Raw genomic sequence first — 16,154 nt, forward strand, 5'->3', positions numbered from 1 at the left:
ATAAAATCATTGATTGAATGAAAACAATATTTTATGATTCAAAAGAAGATGAAACATCAAACGGGAGGTCATTCGCTTATAAGAATATTACAACACGCTCAACTTTCGTCTGCCAAAAAATTAGACCAAAACTATCAAGTTGTGTATAATTTTTCAAATCAAAAAAGTAATATTATAGAAACAGAAACTATAACTTATAAAAGTGGATCAAAGGGATTGCTAAAAACAAAAATGTTAGAGGGATATTTCATCAATTATTCCTTAGATAATACAATTCACTAACTGTTCTTCTACCACCTATTTATTTTATGAAACCTAACGTTAAGACTTCATAAAATTGAAGTTTTAACCTATTTTTTGAATATTTTTTAAAAAAAATGAACTTTTAGTATGGTTTTTGCTTCAACTTGAGAGTTCAGATTTTGCAAGATAGTTTTAAAAAAGAAGTTTCTTTTTTTAAAATACATTTGTTGACAATGAAAATTCTTTTTTCTTATTCAATTTTCAATTAAGGATCAAAATGCGCAATAAAAAGAAAATAGCCAAGATTTTGACCATTTCAGGTTCGGCGGCCGCAGCAGTTGCAGTAATTGCTGGCGGAATTGCTGGCTCGTTTGGTAATTTTGGATATACCAGTACTGTTCAGTTAATCGTATCTGATAATAGTTCAACTTTAGCTGACCAGTCTTTTAGTGAATCATCATGAGATGGGATTCGTAACTTCTATATTGATGATGTTAAATTAAATTCAAATTCTGTTCCTCAAGCTAACGATAATTCAGTTATTGATGGTAACGGAATTTGAAAACGCCCCGGAACTGATGACCAAAGTCGTGTTAACACGTATAATAATGCTCAAAATGATGGATCTAAAATTGCTGTAGCAACAGGATTTAATCAGCAAAATGCTTTAAATTTAGTTGTCGATCCACGAACAGATAACCAACAAGTTTTTTCTGATTTTGGATTTATTTTTGTTGACGGTGCAATGAGTACATCAGCTGCAGATGGGACCCCTTATAATGTTCGGAATATCTCAAGTATTACTTACCGAGCAGATCAGGGGTCATTTTTAGTGGGTGTAGCAACAGCAGCATACCTGAATTTAAATCATGATTACTTTCAAACGGTTGGGGAAATTAATCCTCAAGCTCCCGCAGCAAACCGAGACACTTATGGCGTAAGTAGCTTTGTGGGATTGGCTTTCCCATCTACATTGAACTACTTCATGGGATTTAGACAAGGAATTGCTTATTGAAACGAAGTTATGCAACCCCATTTAATGATTGACCAAAATACACCAACTAAGAAAATCTCTTGGATCTCTCCAGATAATAGTTTCACAATGGCTTCTTTTTTGAGCGGTAGTTTTGCAGCTAACGAACAACGGGTTAATACGTTAACCCCTGCGATGTTAAATAATGGTGCATCTGTTATTTTCCCAATTGCTGGACCGCAAACAGCTCAAGTAGTAGCGAACGTCCAACAACAAGTTAATCGTCGTGCAGTTGTTCTTGGAGTAGATACCGCCCAAGAAAATATTACTGATTTACAATTCCCACTTAACGGAAATATCCCTTCAGATTTTAAAGGTTTAAAACAACTAATTCCTTTTTCTTCACTTAAAGATTTGACGCTTTCTGTTAAGGATACATTAGAAGCCATTCGTACCGGAAAAACTGTTAATGGTTTTAATGGATTTGGGTTTAATAATGTTGGTAACATTGATAATCGAGCGGTTGGAATTTCTCCGGCCGGTGATCAATTCTTAGTTGACCCGTTATTCTTTGTTTCTTCAGGAACAACGATTAGCGATGGGCAAACTTTAGACTCAACTGTCAATAGTATTCCTAAACAATTGTTAAGTAATGTGATTTTGGGAGATAATTCACAAGCACCTGATTACCAAACAAAGAAAAACGAAATTCTTGCTAACTATGGTCGAATTTTAACAGAAAACAATACCCGTGTAAAAGTTAAAAGTCCTAATGACGATGTTGGTGATTGAATGATTACAGGTGATAATCTAATTAAATCTTACGGGGCTGACCTTCCCGCAATTCAAAGTAGTGCACCAGCACCTAATGAAAATAACAAGTATCCGTTAATCGCTGTTGGTGGTGGACCTGACTTCCAATCAGACTTAAAACCTGAAAATCGTTTAGATGGAACAGGATTCTTTTATAACATTGGGAAATCTTAATTATGAAAAACATTATTAATTTAATTGTTTTGAATAATAAAAATAATCCAGGGAGAAGTTATGAGTAATAACCAATTTAGCGAATATCATATTGATCGTAACGTGGCTAAAGACGCTTATGCTTTGCAAATGTTGGATATTCACAAAAGCTTTAATAATGGTCAAATTAAAGCTAATGTTGGTATTAATTTATCTGTACTTAAAAATGAAGTTCATGCCATCATTGGTGAAAATGGTGCTGGAAAATCTACTTTGATGTCGATTTTATTTGGCTTATATGAACCAGATCGTGGGGAAATTTTTATTCGTGGTGAAAAAGTTGTTTTTGCATCATCAAAAGATGCTGCAAAATATAATATTGGAATGGTGCATCAACACTTTAAATTGATTGATAACTATAGTGTAATTGACAATATTATTTTAGGATCTGAAAAAACTGTTTTTGGATTAATGACTCGTGCAGAAAGCAGAAAGAAAATTCAAGCCATCATTGATCAATATCAATTCAATGTTGACTTGAGTGCGAAAGTATCTACTTTAACTGTTGGTCAACAACAAAAAGTGGAAATTTTAAAAGTTTTATTTAGAAACCCCGATATTTTGATTTTTGATGAACCGACCGCGGTTTTATCCGATTCTGAAATCAGTGGTTTTTTGGACATCTTAAAATTGTTCAAAAAAGAAGGTAAAACAATCATTATTATTACCCACAAGTTGTACGAAGTTAAAGAAGTGGCAGATGTTGCAACCGTGATCCGTAAAGGTGTGTATGTGGATACCGTTGATGTTAAAAGAGCACCAGTTTCAGCAATGGCTGAATTGATGGTTGGTCACAAACTAGTTGAATCAATTAACGACTTAAAAAATGAATACGATGATGTCATTTTAGAAGTTGATAAACTTGATTTGACTTTTGTTCCACCAATTGACTGGTATGTATCATTAGCAGAAAAGAAAGTTCGTCATTATTTTGATGAAGCTAAGAAGTTTTTAAGTTTCAAGAAATTGCATTCTAAAAATAAGAGCGAAACAACTTTACAAAACAAAAATGCATCTGTTGTGCCTAAAAGTGCAAGAACAGCTAAAGCTGAACCTGTAACAGTTAGTTTTAAAGTTAAAAAAGGTGAGATTTTTGCAATTGCTGGAGTGGAAGGTAATGGTCAATCTAAACTTGCAGAATATTTGTCAGGATTAAAATTAGCAAAACCAAAAACTATTTTCTTTTATGGTAAAGACATTTCCCGAGATTCCATTAATAAAAGAACAAAAGATGGGATTAGTCATGTTCCTGAAGATCGTCATAAATATGGTTTGGTGTTAGACCAAAGTTGCCGTCGTAATGCAGTCAACAATCTAATTAATCATCATCCGTTTAGTATTGGCGGAGTAATTGTTGAATATGAAATTGCTAAGTATGCTAATGAAATTATTGAAAAGTTTGATGTTCGAGGAACTGCTAATGGGACAGCTAATTCTCGAGCATTATCTGGAGGAAACCAACAAAAACTAATTGTGGGAAGAGAAATTACTAAACCACACAAGTTACTAATTATGGTTCAACCAACTCGAGGCTTAGATATTGGTGCTATTGAATATATTCACCAACGGGCTTTGGAAGAAAAAAAGCAAGGGAATACAATTATTTTGATTTCGTACGAATTAGATGAAATTTTGGCCTTAGCAGACACAATTGCCGTGATGAGTCGTAATACAATTGTTGGAATGGGAAACAAAGAGGTAATGACCCGGAAGAGAATTGGGGAATTATTAGCCGGGGAAGAGGTAAAACATGTCGAAGTTTAATGGTCCGTTTCTAAAAAGCTTGTTAAAAAATAATACAATCGGTTTTTATGATAAGTATTTTTATCGGGCGCCACAAAAATCGTTGCGTCGAAAATTCATTTCAGTTGTCTTCTTTATTTTAGTTGCTGTAATGCTGTCTTATTTTATTACTGTTTGATTGGGATCTAGACCAGCTTCTTTTGGCTTTATGTTTAGCCGCCTATTCGAAAGTGGTGCCGCTAATGTTCAAAACTTTATTTATCAGATTGCCATTTTTACAGTTGCTGGTTTAGCGTTTTCGTTTTGTATGAATGTAGGAATTTTTAACATCGGAATTTCTGGACAAATGATGGCTGGGGCTTCTACTGCATTCTTATTGATTAATGTTTTTCCTTCTGATTGAAAAACTATAGCTGGTGGTGGTCAAATTGTTACTTTAATTTTTTCTATTATTGGTGCAACTTTTGTAGCTACTTTAGTGGGTTTGTTTAAAGTTTATTTGAAGGTTAATGAAGTTGTAAGTGCAATCTTACTAAACTGAATTATTTTATTTATGGTTGCTTATTTAGTTCGAACTCCTGAAACTCAATTACTTGATAACGCAGCTAACAATAATGGGTTTTTCAGAGCCATTCAATTGCCTGCGGGATATACTTTCTTCCAACCCGGTTTAGGATTTAACAACAACAGTGGTTGAGTATGATCTATAGCTGTAACAGTTGTCTTAGTAATCATCATTTGAGCTGTAATGAAATTTACAGTTTTTGGGCACAAATTAAAAACAACTGGAACTTCGCCAACAGCTGCACAATACTTTGGCTATAACTACAAGAATCTACAATTGGCTTCATTTGCCATCTCTGGTATAATTGCAGGTGTGTTAGGTGTAATTGTTTACACTGGAACTTCTAATTCCTTAAATTTCGATGCCATTGGTGGGACACAACTAAATCAAGTGCCTGCAGAAGGATTTAACGGAATTGCCATTGGCTTGATTGCTTTAAATAATCCGATTGGAATTTTTGTAGTTTCAATCTTATTTGCTGCAGTTAATGCCGGCGCAGCTCAAGCTGGATTACCAGTTACTACCATTTCTTTAATCACTGGAATTATGATGTACATTATAGCGATTTATGGATTAGCTTCGTACTTGCGTCCATGACGGTGGTTTTACTTATTAAAATACCGTAAGGCTAACAGTGAGAATTATCTTAACTATGAAAATCATATGTCAGCAGCAGCAGAAAAAAGAACGTTTAAGATTGCTGATATGAGAGCTAGCTTAGTTCGTACAAAAACTGACATGATGTTAAAAAATCTTGATCCTAAATTCCGCAAATTTATAATTTCGTTCTTACTTACTCCAATTTACAAATTAGTTTTGATTCGTTTTAGCAAGCAATACCATTTATTAAAACATGCAATCAATGTTGAATATATGAAAGAACGTAATGAAATTCATGAAGAATTAAAGATGTCTTGTGCATATTCATTAGTCATTGACTGAGAGCAAAAAATTGAATTTTCACAAATCTCTAATGTAATGCCTCGCTTAAGTTTCTGAAAGAAAGATAAAGTCTTAGTAGAAAAATGAAAAATTGCTGCTCATGATGATGAAATTATTAAACAAATTGAAAAACATGTTAATCGTGTTGAACAATGATTTGTAACTAACACGCCAAAACTTCCGGGAGGTCTTATATAATGCAACTTATTAATATGTGATTTATATGAGGTCCTGCTTTAGCTTTAGGGGTATTAAGTGGATACTTATCAGAACGTGTTGGGATTGTTAACATCGGAATTAACGGAATGATGACATTTGGGGTTTTATTCTTTTACATTTTTTCAAATGTGTTTGCTAATAGTCCAGATTTTAGTGGAGCTAATTTAGATGCATTCAACTGAACTTTCTTATTAGCCTTTTTTATCTCAGCTTTCTTATCGATTCCTGTTGGTGCACTATTTGCGTTAGCCGCCATTAAATTAAAAGCTGACCATGTCATTGCGGGTACTGGAATTAACTTGTTAGCAACAGGAATTGGATTAGCAATTTCTGATCGTTCACAACGCTTTTTCGGACAAACTGCATTAGCTAACCGCTACGTTCCGTCAACTGTTATTGGTAATTCTGGAATTAACGCTGAATCCGTTGTTACTTTTGTAATAATAATGGTTATCATTCTTTTAGTTTATGTTGTGATGAATTTCTCTAAACTTGGTTTACGTTACCGGGCATGTGGTGAAAATCCGAACGCTGTTGATGCACAAGGAATCAACGTTCTAAAGTACCAATGATTAGGAATCTTATTTGCTAGTTTTATTGCCGGTCTTGGAGGAGCATTGTTTGGATTCGCTTCGGTACGAAGTTCTTTTAATGGTGACGTTAATGGATTAGGATTTATTGCTTTAGCTTTATTAATCGTTAGCTCATGAAAAATTTTGCCAGGAATTATTTTGGCTTTGCTGTTTGAATTCTTACTTACATTTACCCAATTGGCTTTACCTACAACAGTTGGTTCAATTGAAAATACTTTCTTATTAAGAATGACTCCGTTCTTATTAACTCTATTTGTAATGGTAGTGTTTGGAAGGTTTGTGGTGCCGCCGAAGTTCTCGGGTAAACACTTTGATAAAGGATTACGTTAATCTTTTTCAAAGTTTAAAAATCAAATCCGTAAAGTTGTTTTATTAAAACAATGTTTTACGGATTTTTTTTGCTTATAAGTAAAGTTTAAGGTGGTTCTGGTTATTTTTGGTGTTTCAAATTGTAATACATCACTAATAAAAAATATTTCGAGAAAATAATGCCGGTATATAATTTAGGTTATTTAAACAGATGTTCTGATTCAAGGTGTGTTGGTTATGAAAAATAATTTTAAAAAAATAGGTTTGTGTTCAGCTTTAGCCATTGGTTTTCCAATAATTTCTGGAAGTATTTTATCAGCATGTAGTAATCTAAGAGAACCTGATTTGCCACTTCAAAATCAAGATGAAATTACTGATCTTCAAAATTTTTATTCAGATAATGATAGTTATGTGTATCATCCAATCGTTGGTCAGAATTTAAAACCTAGTGAGATGTTTTTTCCAGATAATTTTGGTGTTAAGGAGCTTAACCAGAATATTTCAGCTGCCGATAAAAATGATTCAACAAAAGAAAAGAAATTAAACAACATTATAGATTACCTGAAAAATATCCATGCTGATGCATTTCTTAACATCAACGACTACAAAATGAAGTTTTCGGTTGCTAAAGTTGACGATGCTACAGGAATTATCATAATTAAGTATAGTGTTTACAAAATGTTTCAAGGCCAAACAATTTATTTTGAACAAACCGGAAAACAAACTAGATCAGATGTTGGCGGTTCGGCGTATTTTTATATTGCTGGATATAAAGCAAGCATTCAATCAGATTGAGTAAATTATTTGAATCAGATCCCTAGTGAAGTAAATAATAACGATAATTATTATGTTAACCTTGACAATCCAAATAATGTCAATACTTCATCTCACCCGGCTGGTTTATATGATTCAATAAGCGATTTTAATAATGCAATGAGTTCTCAAAGTAGTAAACTTCCACAATTACCTACCAGCCTTTCTCAAAGCAACTATAAATATTTTTTAGAAGCTCCTACTTTTAGCTTTTCATCTTTAAATGGATCTGAACCTTATGGGATTTATCTTGTTGTTGATTATAGACCAATTAGTGTTTGATTACAGCACGCTCGATTGTATATGTCGCTTGCTAAACAAGATAAACAAGTAAATAATCCCAAAACTTTGACTATTCAAAATACAAAAATAATCTACGCCTTAGATTCATTTGGTTATAATGATTTATTATCACAATCACCTGTGAGTCAAATGTCATTAACTGTATATGGTTATGAACAACTAGTCAATAAAGCCCAAGCCTTTATTGACACTTTAAAAGGAGGGGAATTTAAACTTAGTCCCAATATCTCCGATTCAATTAAAGATGCTTCATTCAAAATTAATAAGTTCTTTTCAAACGATGACTTCTTTTCTAATGAACAAATCGATGTTCTTAATTCTTATTTTGAACAACCAAAAGTATTTAATGCTGCAAATATCATATTTCCCACTAATTCACACGATAGAATTCAGTTAAAGCAAATAGTTCATCCTGATCCAAATGATCACTTTACACTGGATGTTAGTTTTAGATTTAGTTGACAACAAAAAACTTCACCACGCGAAACAGCAAAAACTGTTGATATTACCACCCCAATTTATAAAATTTCTGGTTTCGAGTCTTAAATAATTAGCGTCGTGAAATCAATTTGAGTAGTTGTTTTGTTAACTTAATTCAATTTTGGACGATACGATTTTAAAATCTTTTATTCAAACCATTTTTTATTTTATTTCTTGATTTGGTTTTAATAAAGCCAAATATGAAACTATTTTATAAGAGTGATTGTTTTGCAATGTTAACAACAATAATTTAATTAGTGGTTATTTATTCTGCTTTTTAGTATGTAAGGAGTAGAATAATGCCATATAAGCATCTTATGCATAGGAATATTGTTATGAAACAATCTAGATTAAAACGTTTTACTGGATTAGGTATCGCTTTTGGGGGTTTAGTTGTCGCTGTCCCCGCAATTGCATCAGCATGCGGAAATTCTCAGACAACTGATCCTTCAACTGTTAAACCTCAACCGCAAGATTCGACTGTTAATCAAACACAAAAAGCATATAAAGAAGATAACGCTGGAGCCGAAGGAATTCGCGCTGATTTACAAGCAAATTTTAGTACAAACTTATTATCAGAAACTTTAAAAGCTTATTTAGCAAATGCAAATAATATTGGTGACACCACTAAGGATTTCGCAGGTTCATTAAATGTAGCTCAAGCCATTAAGCCTTCTGTTACCTTTCATTATTTTCTAGATAACGTTAACTATAATGAATCTAAGCAAACTGCTACCTTCAAAATTTCTGTAAAATCTAACGTTAAAATTGATACCAAAATTGCAGACAAAGATTTTAATTTTTCAGCAGATTCAGAATTTATTTTAGAAGCCAAAGATGCTCCAGTAAATTTAGTAACAGGAATAATTTCTGACGTTAAACAATCTGTTAAAACAACTAATAATTTTGTTAATAATAACATCAATCTCCCGGACAACGTTAATATCCCAGACCAAAACCTCACAGTTAATTTAGATTTGACATCAATTTGGTTAGCATATCTTACTAGCGAGAACAAAATTGCTATTCCCCCCATGGTAGACGGATCTAAAGTTGTTTCAACTACTGAACCAGATGCAAAAATAGTTTCGGACATTAAAGCAAATTCAACTAATTTAAAAGATTATTTGTCTAGTAAATTAGTTTCTGACAGCGATTTAGTTCAAGCTTCTGTATTGGTGTATGTGAACATCCCTTCAGCGCAAATAAAAGAAAAGATAGCAACCCAACAAGCTCAAATGATCAAAACAAATCCTAGTTTAGCAACTACTTCGATAACACCGTCCATGTCTTGATTATTAGATAATTTCTCATATAACAAAGATAATCACACTGCATCATTTACTTTATTCACTAAGTTTACATTAAGTGTAAACTCTGATCCAAATAACAAAGTTAAAGTAAGCCAAAGCTCAGAAATTGTCGTTGAATCGTATGCTAATAACGCTTTAGTTGATGCTAAAACAAATACTATTAGTGGGTTGGTATCTAATGCTAGCATCGCACAGCACACTTTAGTTGATGGTAAAGAAAGTTCGTTATTTCCCAAAACTACTTTTGGACCTTTTTCAACCGATCCTATTGATGTAACGGCTGCTTGGAATGCCTTATTAACTGCTAACAAATAAAAAATTATAAAGACTTGGAAAAATTTCATTTAAGGATTTTTCAGAACAACCCTTTTGTGCTTGCTAAGTTTTTGTAACTGAAGCTATTCAACAATTGATTTTTAACTTCAATATTTCAACAAATTAACACCTAGACCAAATAATCTAGGTGTTCATTTGCTGTTTTTTTTCTTCTCGTACCTAATTTCATACCTTAATTCCTTGTCTTTTGTGTGCAAAAATTGAAGGATAGAGTATGAAGATGCTTTTTAAATTATATTTTCCCATCTTGAAATGAAATAACGTTTTTTTGTTTAATCTAATACTGAAAAATTAATATGCTGTGTATTCCATTTATTTTTATTGCTATTCATACTTGTGGATATACTTTACTTACATGCCTCATTCAGAATTCTTTGTAGATTCGATAATCTACAACGATCATTAATAAAGTACAAGGAAACGTTATTTTGGACTTTTGCTTTTTATCATAGACGCGATGACAAGAGAGGGTGCAAATTTTAAGATTTCACTATATTAACAAAAAATTGATAATTAAATATCAATACAATTAACCTAATGGCAATTGATTGATATATCTTATAAACTTCTAAATTACAAATTTAATTAACCATAAGAAAGGAATTTTGTTATGGCTTTATCCAAAAACAAAAGATTTTCAAAGCGCAGAAAATTTATTTCCTTTGTGCTTTCAGCAACTTATGTTAGTGATTTCTTAGGACAAGATCCTTATTCAAGATCAAATGTTTTGAGTTCTGGAAGAATGAACATTCGTCTTGAACTTGAAGAAGTACTAAAAAAATCTAAAACTCCAATCATAGCCTTAAATTTAAATTCATAATTTTTTTACCCTATCAGAAATTCTGTAAAACCAATCAATTTCCATCTGCCTAGCTTCCTCCTGGAATTAATTCTTTTTACGAGTTATTAGAAAAACACAAGTTTTCAGTTACGGATAGGTTCTAAGATGATAAAAAACGGTGCAAAAGAATTTGATTTTTCTTTTGCACCGTTTTAATATTTTTTTTAACTCGTCTTAGTTATGAAAAATTTGTTTTTTTTATTTAAATGTTCTTTCGATTTCTCTTAAGAATCAATTGAAACGGTCTTGAGCCCACTCTGGTTTTGCTTCAAGGGCAAATAAGTAAAACTTAATTTTTGCCTCAGTTCCACTTGGCCTTAATGCAATTCAGTCATAGCGCCCGTTTTCATTAAATTCAATTTTTAACATATCACTTGGAGCGCATTCGTTGATGCCGTTGCAAAAATCAACAACTTTACCTAGATGCATATTTAAATTTCGGAAACGATCCTTGATTTGATCTAGTTGATGCGGATTCTTAGGATCTAAATCGATCGTAATACTTTTTGAAGCAACATAGCCATATTTTTGATAAATTTTGTCTAATACTTCTAGTAAATTTGTTCCGGCTTTTTTATATTCACTTGCCATTTTTAATAAAATTACCATGCCTTGTAAAGCATCCTTATCAGCGGCCATGTGTTGGTTTATTAATGAACCATATGATTCTTCAAATGCGTACAGCATTCGGGATTTTTTATTTTTGTGGCTTATTCGGTTAACTAGTTCGCCAATTCATTTAAATCCGGTAGCTGTTTCATAAACTTTAACACCATTTTCTTTAGCCATTGTTGCTGGTAATGTGGATGATACAAATGAATGAACTAAATAACGATTTTCTAACTCCTTATTTTTCAATAAATAATCAAAAGTTAAAATGGCCGTTTCATTTCCATTTAGTCGGATATATTCTCCTGTATTTTTATCTTTCACTCCTAAACCGATACGATCAGCATCAGGATCAGTTACAATCAAAATATCTGTATTATTTTTTTTGGCGATTTCTAAAATTCGTTCGTATGCTAGATCTGATTCAGGATTTGGATTTTTAACGTATGTAAATTCTGGATCTTCTTTCATTGCTTTTTGATCATAAAAAACCTTTACTTTAAATTGTTCAAAAAGCTTTGCAGCAAACTTAGCTCCAGTACCATGCAATGGTGAGTAAGCAACTTTTAGGTTTGAAAAGTCACTTGATGCTCCAGCAATTCGAATTAGACCATTTAGATACTTATTAATCAAATCTTCTTTATCATCGTTTTCTGCATATTTAAATAATTTGTTGTTATGACTAAATTCGATATTTTTTGGATAATTTTCGTATGGTTCGAATTCTTTTAAAATGGCATTTACTTCTTCAGGGAGAATTTGGTACCCTCCCGGACTATATAATTTAATCCCATTATATTCTTTAGGATTATGAGATGCTGTAATGTTGATTCCACCTTGGGCGTTCTTATGCATAATTAAATATGAAACAAGTGGCGTTGGACTAATAGCCTTAGAATAATAAACGCTAATGCCGTATTTGACTAACATTGCTGCACATGCTTGCGCAAAGTTTTTGCTTTCTTTTCGATTGTCTCGACCTATCACAATTAATATTTTTTTCTTTTTCGGATATAGTTTTTTTAAATATTTTGCATATCCTTCAGTGACGCGTTGAACGTGATTGATGTTTAGTTGGTCTTCTTGTGGACCTAAAACACCACGCATTCCTGCTGTTCCAAATTCTAATTTACCCATCTGTAAAATTGAATCTCCTTATTTTCTTTTTAATAACTAATTTAATTTTAAATTTAAAGATTAAAAAACCTGTTTATCCACTTTGTTTTTAAGAATATCTTGACGCCACATTTTTTAATTAAAGCAATTAAAATTCATTTCAAAAATAAAAAAAGTGAATGGACTTTGTAACAAAAAAGTTTGAAAAAAATTATTGTTGCAGACTTTTTTTAAATTGCCAATTATATTTTCCATATTAATTTCTTATTGGTTTAGAATTTAAGTAAAGAGAAATAGAAAATTGAGGTGGTTGCAATGCGTATTTGGTACATATCAGCGGAGTGCTATCCGTTTATCAAAACAGGCGGCTTAGGAGATGTTAGTTATGCATTTCCAAGAGCATTGACAAAAATTGGAGTTGAAGTTAGTGTAATTTTGCCGTTCTTTTATTCAATTCCTGAGAAGTATACTTCTCAGATGACAGATTATTTGCAGTGGAGCGTTCAACTTGAGCATCAAGATTATCAAGTGATTGTCAAGAAACTTAGATACCACAGTGTTGACTATTATTTTGTCGCAACTAAAGAAAACCCGATAAACCAACTTACTAGTTCATATTCTAACTTTACAAATGCTTTTGATTTTGCCTTATTTTCAAAAGCAGTTGTTAAATTCTTAGAAGTTGAACAATCAAAACCTAACATTATTCATTTAAATGATTGACATACTGGATTGATTCCTTTGATGTTAAAGCTTTCTGGAAATGGTGAATTAAACAAAATTAAAACTGTTTTCACCATTCATAACTTGCAATATCAAGGCCAATTTGGAGCTGACCATGTTTTAAAATTATTTAATTGATCCAAAACAAAGTCAGTAATCCAAGAAGCAATTACAGCTGATGTCTTTTCGTTTATGCGTTCTGGTATTGTTTTTTCAGATGCAGTGACAACTGTTAGTCCAACTTATATGTTAGAAATTCAAAGTTGTGAATTAGGAATGGGGTTGGATACATTATTACTCAAAAACAGTAATAAATTAACAGGAATCTTAAATGGTTTAGATACAGAAATTTACAACCCTGAATCTGATGAATTAATCTTTACTAACTTTACTAAAGATAATTGAAAAATAAACAAAGCTGTTAACAAAAAGCATTTACAAGAAAAAACGGGTTTAGAAGTTAACCCCAATAAATTTTTAATCGGAATTGTTAGTCGTTTAGTAAATCAAAAAGGGTTTGATATATTTGATATGGCTTTACCAATCTTGCAAAAGCATAATCCTAATATTCAATTTGTTATTCTTGGTACAGGCGATAAATTATATGAAATGAATTTAAAACGCGTTTGTTCATATTTTGATAAACCATGTCGTTTTATTAATGAATTCAACGAAAAATATGCGCATGAAATTTATGCCGGCGCAGATGCTTTCTTAATCCCTTCGTATTTTGAACCATGTGGTTTAACTCAATTAATTGCTTTGGCATACGGAACGGTTCCAATTGTTCGCAAAACTGGTGGATTAGCAGATACGGTTTTTGATTACAAATTGCCAAACGGGAACGGTTTTTTGTTTGAAGACTTTAATGTTAATTCTTTAGTCGCTGCTGTTCAAGAAGCTCACAACGTATTTGATAACGACCGCCAAACTTGAGAACGCCTTGTTAACGAAGGAATGCAATCGAAATTTAGTTGGGTTGATATCGCTAAACAATACTTGGAATTGTATAAGAAAAATGTTGCCTAAAAAGATCGCTTTAAAAGCAGATTTATTAACAACGGCCCACCAGAAAGAAAAATCTATGAAAGTTTCCGTTTCCGCTGCTAAAACAAATTCCTTACGACATGTTTCCAAAATGATTGATTTACTCAAATTTACCGAAGGAACTCATACTCATTTGCATGATGAACTAGGTGCTCTTCAAGTTTCCAATAATATTGTTGATGGGTTTGTTTTTCGGGTTTGAGCTCCACACGCTAAAGCTGTTAATTTGATGATCGTGGCAAAAGATCAAATGGTTGCTCATGCAATGAAAAAAACAATGCATGGAATTTGGGAAGTACAAATTAACAAAATTAATTATGGTTGTAAGTATAAATATCAAATTATTACTGCTGACGATAAAGTTTTAATGAAAAGTGATCCGTTTGCTTTTTATGCCGAATTAGATCCGTACTTTAATAGTATTCTTTACAACCGAAGTGCCTATCAGTGGAAAGATCAAAAATATTTAAAACGTCGCGCCGTCGAAAAATATGAAAATTTACCAATGGCAATTTACGAAGTCCATTTGGGTTCTTGAAGAAAAACCCTTGATAACAAATTTTTGAATTATGAAGACTATGCGCATCAACTCATCGAATATGTGAAAAATATGGGTTATACACATATTGAATTTTTACCACTGGCAGAGCATCCTTTTTTAGGTTCATGAGGATATCAAATAACTGGTTACTTTGCAGCTACGAGTCGATACGGAAATCCTGACGAATTGAAATACTTAATTGATTTAGCCCACCAAAATAATATTAAAGTGATTATGGATTTTGTGCCGGTTCATTTTAATAAAGACGACCATGGTTTATATAACTTTGATGGTACTCATGAAGTTTTTTCAAGCCCGATCGAATTTGATCGAGAAAATTATTTATGAGGAACAGCTAATTTCAACCTCGGTAAAAATGAGGTTAAGAGTTTTCTCTTATCAGCTTTATACTATTGAATTGAAGATTTCCATATTGATGGATTTCGGTTTGATGCAGTTTCTTATATTTTGTATTACCAAGGAAATTCATCGGGTAAAGTTAATCCGGATGGAGTTGAATTTATCAAAAACACAATTTCTCACGTGAAAGAAAATCATCCAGATGTTTTGATGATCGCAGAAGATTCTTCAGCTTATGGGAGTGTTACTAAGTCATTATCTACTGGTGGATTGGGATTTGACTTAAAATGAGATCTTGGTTTCTCAAATGATTTTTTCAGATTTATGAAAAAACCTTTTGAAGCCCGTCGTGATGGTGGTGCATTTAATGATATTACCTTCAGCATTTCTTATAATTTTACCGAGAGATTTCTAGTTGCCTTTTCACATGATGAAGTTGTCCATTTAAAAAAATCAATTCTTTTAAAATCGCCTGGATTTTATGACCAACAAATGCGGCAATCTAAATTAATGATTGGCTATTTGTTTGGCCACCCTGGAAAAAAATTATTATTCATGGGAATTGATTTTGCGCAAGCAAATGAATGAAACGAAAAAACTTCGCTTGATTGGCATCTGTTATCTAATCACTTTAACCAAACCCACTCATTATTTGCGAAGGACTTATTACATCTTTATAAAGAACAAAAACCTTTATATGAACGTGAGTTTGATCCCTTAGCTTTTGAATGAGTTCTAGTTCACGAAAACAATAATATTTTTGCTTTCAACCGCAAAGGCTTAAAAGCTCACGATGAATTATTAATGGTTTATAACTTTTCTGATCAGTATTATGAAACATACACAATCGATCTTAAGGCCAAGCCTGATCATAAACATTTATTTGAATATGTAGAACTTTTAAATAGTGATGATTTAAAATACGGCGGAACTGGAGCAATTAATACCATGGATGAAAACCCTGGAAAAATTGTTATCCAACAAGATGAAAATCATTGTTGAGTAAACATTAAATTAGCTCCATTTGCGGCCATTTTTTTAAAGAAAAATAAAATTTAA

The 16,154-nt window shown here is 32.2% G+C and carries 11 protein-coding genes; 10 read left to right on the plus strand and 1 reads right to left on the minus strand.

The window, feature by feature from the left end:
- From T384_RS06175 to T384_RS0102015, 8 genes are all read left to right on the plus strand, one after another.
- A partial coding sequence (locus T384_RS06175) for a hypothetical protein (RefSeq protein ID WP_036498828.1) occupies nucleotides 1–282 on the plus strand: 282 nt, incomplete at its 5' end.
- 238 nt (nucleotides 283–520) lie between these two features.
- Nucleotides 521–2,203, plus strand: a complete 1,683-nt coding sequence (locus T384_RS06180) for a BMP family ABC transporter substrate-binding protein (RefSeq protein ID WP_052663421.1) — start codon at nucleotides 521–523, stop codon at nucleotides 2,201–2,203.
- Nucleotides 2,204–2,263: 60 nt separating this feature from the next.
- Complete coding sequence (locus T384_RS0101990) at nucleotides 2,264–4,006, plus strand: ABC transporter ATP-binding protein (RefSeq protein WP_052663423.1); 1,743 nt, start codon at nucleotides 2,264–2,266, stop codon at nucleotides 4,004–4,006.
- Nucleotides 3,993–5,690, plus strand: coding sequence for an ABC transporter permease (locus T384_RS06185; RefSeq protein WP_052663425.1), 1,698 nt, complete (start codon nucleotides 3,993–3,995; stop codon nucleotides 5,688–5,690). Before T384_RS0101990 ends, T384_RS06185 begins: the two co-directional genes overlap by 14 nt.
- Nucleotides 5,690–6,634, plus strand: a complete 945-nt coding sequence (locus tag T384_RS0102000) for an ABC transporter permease (RefSeq protein ID WP_027119628.1) — start codon at nucleotides 5,690–5,692, stop codon at nucleotides 6,632–6,634. The genes T384_RS06185 and T384_RS0102000 overlap by 1 nt, the downstream gene beginning before the upstream one ends.
- A gap of 216 nt (nucleotides 6,635–6,850) precedes the next feature.
- Complete coding sequence (locus T384_RS0102005) at nucleotides 6,851–8,275, plus strand: hypothetical protein (RefSeq protein ID WP_027119629.1); 1,425 nt, start codon at nucleotides 6,851–6,853, stop codon at nucleotides 8,273–8,275.
- 269 nt (nucleotides 8,276–8,544) lie between these two features.
- Complete coding sequence (locus tag T384_RS0102010) at nucleotides 8,545–9,837, plus strand: hypothetical protein (protein WP_027119630.1); 1,293 nt, start codon at nucleotides 8,545–8,547, stop codon at nucleotides 9,835–9,837.
- A 631-nt stretch (nucleotides 9,838–10,468) separates the two neighbouring features.
- Nucleotides 10,469–10,678, plus strand: a complete 210-nt coding sequence (locus tag T384_RS0102015) for a hypothetical protein (protein ID WP_027119631.1) — start codon at nucleotides 10,469–10,471, stop codon at nucleotides 10,676–10,678.
- A 219-nt stretch (nucleotides 10,679–10,897) separates the two neighbouring features.
- Here the strand turns inward: T384_RS0102015 and T384_RS0102020 are convergent, their stop codons facing one another.
- Entirely contained in the window at nucleotides 10,898–12,445 is a 1,548-nt protein-coding gene (locus T384_RS0102020; RefSeq protein ID WP_027119632.1) for a phospho-sugar mutase, read from the minus strand.
- A 294-nt stretch (nucleotides 12,446–12,739) separates the two neighbouring features.
- Between T384_RS0102020 and T384_RS0102030 the strand changes: the two genes are divergently transcribed.
- Complete coding sequence (locus tag T384_RS0102030; RefSeq protein WP_027119633.1) at nucleotides 12,740–14,176, plus strand: glycogen synthase; 1,437 nt, start codon at nucleotides 12,740–12,742, stop codon at nucleotides 14,174–14,176.
- Nucleotides 14,166–16,154, plus strand: coding sequence for a 1,4-alpha-glucan branching protein GlgB (gene glgB / locus T384_RS06190; RefSeq protein WP_052663426.1), 1,989 nt, complete (start codon nucleotides 14,166–14,168; stop codon nucleotides 16,152–16,154). Before T384_RS0102030 ends, glgB begins: the two co-directional genes overlap by 11 nt.

This window comes from Mycoplasma testudinis ATCC 43263, from assembly GCF_000687795.1.
Classification (GTDB): domain Bacteria; phylum Bacillota_I; class Bacilli_A; order Mycoplasmatales; family Mycoplasmoidaceae; genus Mycoplasmoides; species Mycoplasmoides testudinis.